Annotated in this window: 5 protein-coding genes and 1 pseudogene; all 6 read right to left on the bottom strand. The window is 71.3% G+C overall.

Going from position 1 to position 5,792, the window contains the following annotated elements; genetic code table 11:
- Window positions 1–551, bottom strand: a 551-nt coding sequence (locus HET64_RS35675; RefSeq protein ID WP_215111394.1) for a TerD family protein, incomplete at its 3' end; no start/stop codon positions are given.
- 145 nt (window positions 552–696) lie between these two features.
- On the bottom strand, window positions 697–2,238 hold the full coding sequence (locus HET64_RS35670) for a SulP family inorganic anion transporter (RefSeq protein WP_215111393.1): 1,542 nt from the start codon (window positions 2,236–2,238) through the stop codon (window positions 697–699).
- A gap of 81 nt (window positions 2,239–2,319) precedes the next feature.
- The gene (locus HET64_RS35665) at window positions 2,320–2,919 is read right to left on the bottom strand and encodes a carbonic anhydrase (protein WP_215111392.1); all 600 of its coding nucleotides are present in this window, start codon (window positions 2,917–2,919) and stop codon (window positions 2,320–2,322) included.
- 368 nt (window positions 2,920–3,287) lie between these two features.
- The gene (locus tag HET64_RS35660; RefSeq protein ID WP_215111391.1) at window positions 3,288–3,947 is read right to left on the bottom strand and encodes a response regulator transcription factor; all 660 of its coding nucleotides are present in this window, start codon (window positions 3,945–3,947) and stop codon (window positions 3,288–3,290) included.
- The gene (locus tag HET64_RS35655; RefSeq protein ID WP_215111390.1) at window positions 3,877–5,376 is read right to left on the bottom strand and encodes a cell wall metabolism sensor histidine kinase WalK; all 1,500 of its coding nucleotides are present in this window, start codon (window positions 5,374–5,376) and stop codon (window positions 3,877–3,879) included. Before HET64_RS35655 ends, HET64_RS35660 begins: the two co-directional genes overlap by 71 nt.
- Before the next feature lie 198 nt (window positions 5,377–5,574).
- Window positions 5,575–5,792 (bottom strand): annotated as a pseudogene (locus HET64_RS35650) (hypothetical protein); the annotation flags it as partial.

Genomic DNA, 5,792 nt, shown 5'->3' with positions numbered 1-5,792 from the left:
GGCGGGGCCTGCTGGGGTTCGTCCACGGAGATGCCGAAGTCCGTCGCCAGGCCTTCGAGGCCGGTGCTGTAGCCCTGTCCGACCGCGCGGAACTTCCAGGCGCCCTGACGCCGGTACAGCTCGCCGAGGATGAAGGCGGTCTCGACCGTGGCGTCCGTACTGTCGAAGCGGGCCAGTTCCGCGCCGCTCGCCGCGTCGGTGACCCGCACGTGGAGTCCGCTCACCCGGCCGAAGGTCCCGCCGTCCGCGGAGGCGGCGACGACGATGCGGTCGATCGCCGGCTCGACCTTGCCGAAGTCGACGACGAGGGTGTCGGTGACGTGGTCGGGAGCGGTCCGCTTGCCCTCGTGCCGGACCGCGCCGGACGCGTGGGCCGGCTGGTTGTAGAAGACGAAGTCCGCGTCGTCGCGGACCTTGCCCGCCACCAGCAGGAGAGCGGAGGCGTCGACGTCCGGGGCGCCCGCTGCGGCGTGCCGGCCCAGTTCGACGCGCACGGTGCCGGCCGGCACCGCGACGTTGCTTCCTTTTTGCATGGTCATGCTCGCCCCCATCACGAATCCGGCTGCCCGCAGGCTTTCCCCCCACAACCTAACGGCCTGTGGCGGGAAAGCCTCCGGGCGCCGGCACCGTGGCGGACGAGGGCGTGTCAGGCGGCCCAGGTCGAGATCCGTCGGACACGCCCTCGGGTCCCGGCGATCAGCGCCTGCGGCCCTCGGTGCGCGGTGGGCCTTCACCGTCCGGAGCGGCGCCCGCGAGGGCGGCCTCGCGCGGTGTGTCGTCCGTCGTCGCCCCGGGGCCCTGGACGGCGCCGCTGTGCGCGGTCCACGCCTCCAGGGCGGTGCGGCAGGCATGGTCCAGGTGGCGGAGCCGCGAGAGGTCGAGCTCCACCGGCCGGTCCTTCGGCAGGGCCTCCAGGGTGTCGAGGATCAGCGGCAGGCGCAGGAAGGTGGCACTGCCGCTGAGGGAGACCGTGGTGCGGTCGTCCCGCTCGTCGATGTCGAGGCGGACGGCGGAGGTCTCCCAGGCCGTCTTGATCACGGCCAGCCCGATGCCGAGCAGCACGCCCATGAACATGTCCGTGAGGACGATCGCCAGCGCGGTCACCACCAGGACCACGGCCTCGCCCCGGTGTTCACGCCAGAGCGGTCGGAAGGTCGCGACGGGGATGAGCTTCGCCCCGGCGTGGACGAGGATCCCGGCGAGAGCGGCCACGGGGATCAGCCCGAGTACGGCGGGGAACAGGGCCGCGAACAGCAGCAGCCACGCTCCGTGCATGATCCGGGAGGCCTTGGTGCGCGCACCTGCCTGCACGTTGGCGGCACTGCGCACGATGACGGCGGTCATGGGCAGCGCGCCGACGAGGCCGCAGATGGTGTTGCCCGTCCCCTGGGCGATGAGTTCCTTGTTGTACTGCGTGCGCGGGCCGTCGTGCATCCGGTCCACGGCGGCGGCGCTGAAGAGGGACTCGGCCGAGGCGATGAGCGTGAAGGCGAGGATGACGCCCAGGAGACTGACGTCGGCCAGGAGGCCGAAGTCGTCCAGGCTCGTCAGCCGCAGTGAGTCGATCAGCCCCTGCACCTTGATGGGAGCGACGGGCAGGTCGAACGCCGCCACCGCCGCGGTGGCCAGCCCCACGGCCACCAGCGGGCCGGGGAGTACCTGGGGCAGGCGTCCGGGAAGCCGCTTCCAGAGGATCAGTACGACGATGGTGCCGACACCGATCGCGGTGGAGGAGATCGCCGCGGCTCCCGTGATCCGCGTGAACAGCTCCGGCAGCCCGGCCAGGTTGTCGAGACCGTTCCCCGGGGCGCTGGCCCCGGCCATGGCGTAGAGCTGGCTGCCGATCAGGACGAGACCGATGCCGGCGAGCATGCCGTGGACGACGGCGGTCGATATGGCGCGGAACCACCGGCCGAAGCCGACGAGGCCGAGCCCGACCTGGAGGAGCCCCGTGGACAGGACGAGGACGCCGAGCGCCGCGACGCCGTGGGTGGTGACCGCCTCGTACACCAGGACGGTGAGCCCGGCGGCCGGGCCGCTGACCTGGAGCGAGCTGCCCGGCATCGCGCCGGCGATCAGCCCGCCGACGATGCCGGTGACCAGGCCCAGTTCGGCGGGGACACCGGAGGCGACCGCGATGCCGACGCACAGGGGCACGGCGACGAGGAACACCACGATCGAGGCGAGGATGTCGCGGGACAGGGCGTCCGGGCGTAACCGGAGTTGTGGAGACGACATGAGAGCTTCAGCTCCTAGAGGAGTGGGGGGAGACAGCAGGTGGCGGCGGGAGCGGCCCGCCTGGTCACCGGTGGGTCGCTGTCACAGGGAGGAGAAGGTTCCGGTGGAGGGCCGGTGGGCCTGCACGGCGCCGGTGTGGACCTCGTAGTACCAGGCGTGCAGCCCGAGCCGGCCTTCGCGCACGGCGCGGCTCACGCACGGGTAGTCGCGCAACGCGTCCAGTTGCGCCACCGCATGGCGCTGTACGGGCTGTTCGCAGTCGGGGCCGAACTCCTCGGGGTGCTGAGGACCGGCTGTCGGGGCGCACCTGCCGAGCCAGCCGCGTACCGCCGGCAGGGTCCGCAGATCGTCGCCCCGGGCCAGGGCTCCGACGGCGCCGCAGTGGGAGTGCCCGCAGAGGATGATGTCGGACACCTCCAGCACGCAGACGGCGTACTCGATCGTCGCCATCTCGCTGGTGGGCGCGTCGGGATCGTAGGGCGGGACGATGTTTCCGGCCGTACGCATCTCGAAGAGCTCGCCGGGGCCGGAGTCGGTCAGCAGCGTGGGGACCACCCGGGAGTCGGAACAGGTGATGAACATGGTGGAGGGCCGCTGGCCGGCCTCGAATTCCTTGAGTTCACGGCCTGCTCCGTCACAGCGGGCGGAAAAGGTGCGGGCATGGTCGATGAGTTGTCGCACAGGAGTGTCCTCCATACGGAAGTGGCGTGTGGCTCTTCACGCGGGGCGGGCTCTCACCCCGCCCACAACCGGGCCTTCGTGGCACACGGGTGGCCCGGGTACCACGGGGGATCAGGTGCGGGTGCTCGCGTCGCAGGGCAGGCGGGGGGTTCGCCTCCGTGTCTGCTGGTCCGGTGTGGCGGCGGCGCCCTGTTCCCGGGCGGGGCCGCGGCGACCGTCTGCGCCGCTCACGGGCCTCGCGTCACCGATGACCCGTAACGAGGATTCTCGGGGCGGGCGATGAGGTGGCGGTGAGACAGCGGTGAGACTGTTCTCATGGGGTCCGGCGGGGTGCTTCCGCCGCCGGGCGAAGGCCGCCCGCCCGGTGGTCAGGCCCGGAGCCGGTAGCCGACGCCCCGCACGGTCTGGACCCGGTCGGCGCCGATCTTGCGCCGCAGATAGCGGATGTAGACGTCGACGATGTTCGAACCGGGGTCGTAGTCGAACCCCCAGACCTGGCTGAGCAGTTGCTCCCGGGACAGCACCCGGTCGGGGTTGCGCATGAGGATCTCGGCGAGGGCGAACTCACGGGCGGACAGGTCGGAGACGCGCTCACCCACCTGGGCCCGGCGGGTGCGGAGGTCGAGGATCAGATCGCCCACCCGCAGCAGAAAGTTCTCCGCAGGCTCCTCACGGCGCAGGCGCAGTCGTACGCGGGCCAGTAACTCGTCGAAGGCGAAGGGTTTGACCATGTAGTCGTCGGCGCCGCTCTCCAGTCCGGCCACGATGTCGCTCACGCTGTCGCGCGCGGTGAGGATGACGACGGGCAGGGAGATGCGCGCCTTCCGCAGCTTGCGCAGCACCGTGAGCCCGTCGTCGCCGGGCAGTCCGAGGTCGAGGATCAGGAGGTCGAAGTCCCGGCCGCGGGCGTGCTCGTAGGCGGAGACGCCGTCGGCGACGACCCGGGTGACGTACCCGCTACGGCGCAGGCCTTTTTCGACGAAGGCGGCGATTCTTGCCTCGTCCTCGGCTATCAAGATCCTGCTCACCATGGGTTCCTTCCGTCGTGGGCTGCAGTGCGGGAAGGTCGATGACGAATCTCGCGCCGCCCCCGGACGCCTCCTCGACGTGGGCGACACCGTCGTGTGCCTGGGCGATCTCGCGGACCAGCGCGAGGCCGAGTCCGATGCCGGGAGCGGCCCGGCCGGGAACCGCGGTGCCCCCCTGATAGAAGCACTGGAAGATCCGCTCGCGGTCCTCCGGGGCCACGCCGGGCCCGGTGTCCGCGACCCACAGCAGTACCCTGCCGCGCCACAGGCGTGACCCGATCTCGATGGCGTCTCCTTCCCCGGTGTGACTGACCGCGTTGACGGCGAGCTGCATCAGGGCCTGGGTGACCCGCTGCTCGTCCAGGTGCACGCTGACGTCGGCGACCTCGGCCACCGTCCAGTGCCTGCGCCCCAGCGCCTGGGCTTTGGCGGCCGTGTCGACCACCAGGTCGGTCAGACTGGTCTGGCCGAGGGTGAGGAAGTCGGGGCGCTCGGCCCGGGCCAGGAGCAGCAGGTCCTCCACGATCCGCCGCATCCGGTCGAGTTCGTCGAAGAGCAGGGCGCGGGTCTGGCCGCGTTGGCTGTCGGGGTCCTCGTCCATCAGCTCCAGATGTCCGCGCAAAACCGTGATGGGGGTCCGCAGTTCGTGCGCCACCTCGTCCAGGAACTGACGTTGCGCGGTGAAGGCGCCCGACAGCCGGTCGAGCATGTGGTTGAACGTCTCGGCCAGTTCCGCCACGTCGTCGTTGCCCCGCACCGGCAGCCGCTGGGTCAGGTCCGTCTCGCTGATCCGCTCGGCGGTCTGCCTGACCAGCCGGATCGGTGCCAGCACCCGGCCCGCGACCAGCCAGCTGGCCAGTCCCGCGACCACCAGGGCGAAGCTTCCCGATGCCAGCAGCAGCCGTGCCATGTGACGTTCCTGCCGCAGTTCCCGGTCCCGGAAGGAGACCAGGACGAGCCGGGTGTCGACGTGGTCGCCCGCCATCTGTACCGGGACGACACCGTAGCGAACCATGCCGGCCCGGGAGTCCAGCGACCGGATACGGGTGTCGGCCGTCCGCGCCATCAGGGCCACGACCTCCGGGTCCCGGTCCAGACGGACCGGAACCGGGCCGGGGCTGCGCCGGTCGGCCCGTCCGTTCACGACGCTGAAGAACGCGGCGTTGTGCTCGGGCCGGTGGACCGCCATGAACGCTGTCAGCAGTGAGGCGCCCGTGGTGAAGCGCTCACCGCTGTACGGGTCGCGCGAGGTGCGGGCGAACGCGCGTAGCTTGTCGGCCTCGGACAGGAGTTGCACGTCGACCTGCCGGTCGAGCTCCGCCTGCCAGACGATCGTGATCCCGAAGGTGGGTACCGCCAGGGCAGCGCTGAGCAGCATGAGCATCCAGCCGACGATCCGGGACCGGGCGCTGGTCGAGCGCCTGAGCATCAGTCGTCCCACTCGTCGTCCGCATCCCCCCGATTGCCGTGTGACGCTTCCTCGCTCCCGTCGTCGGGCTCGTCCGCTTCGTCCTCCTCCTCGCCCACATCGTCCGTGTCGCCCACGTCGCCCCTGGGAACACGTGAGGCCTTCTCGTCGTCACCGGTGGTCCGCGACGCTCCCTCGGCCCCGCCGCCTCCGGGGAGCTTAGGGGAGTCGGTGTCCTTGTCGTCGGACTCGGGCGGCGGCGGGGGCGATACGGCCCGGCCGCCCGGGCAGGTGCCGGACGGGGCGGGCGTGGCTGAACAGGACCGTCTGAGCGGCCGTGTAGGAGGCGTCGCGCCGCTCGAACTCCTGTCGCCAGAAGTCCTGCACGCTGTTGACCACCGCGCCCGTCCGGCAGTCCGCCCGGCTGTTCGCGTCCT

This window comes from Streptomyces sp. McG3, from assembly GCF_018619185.1.
Classification (GTDB): Bacteria; Actinomycetota; Actinomycetes; order Streptomycetales; family Streptomycetaceae; genus Streptomyces.
Note: the sequence above shows the minus strand (reverse complement) of the source record. Positions and strands in the feature narration are given on the sequence as shown.

What these genes read in the sequence shown, in the direction of transcription:
- HET64_RS35670 (WP_215111393.1), bottom strand. Translation starts at nt 2,238, where the DNA reads ATGTCGTCTCCACAACTCCGGTTACGCCCGGACGCCCTGTCCCGCGAC.
- HET64_RS35655 (WP_215111390.1), bottom strand. Translation starts at nt 5,376, where the DNA reads ATGCTCAGGCGCTCGACCAGCGCCCGGTCCCGGATCGTCGGCTGGATG.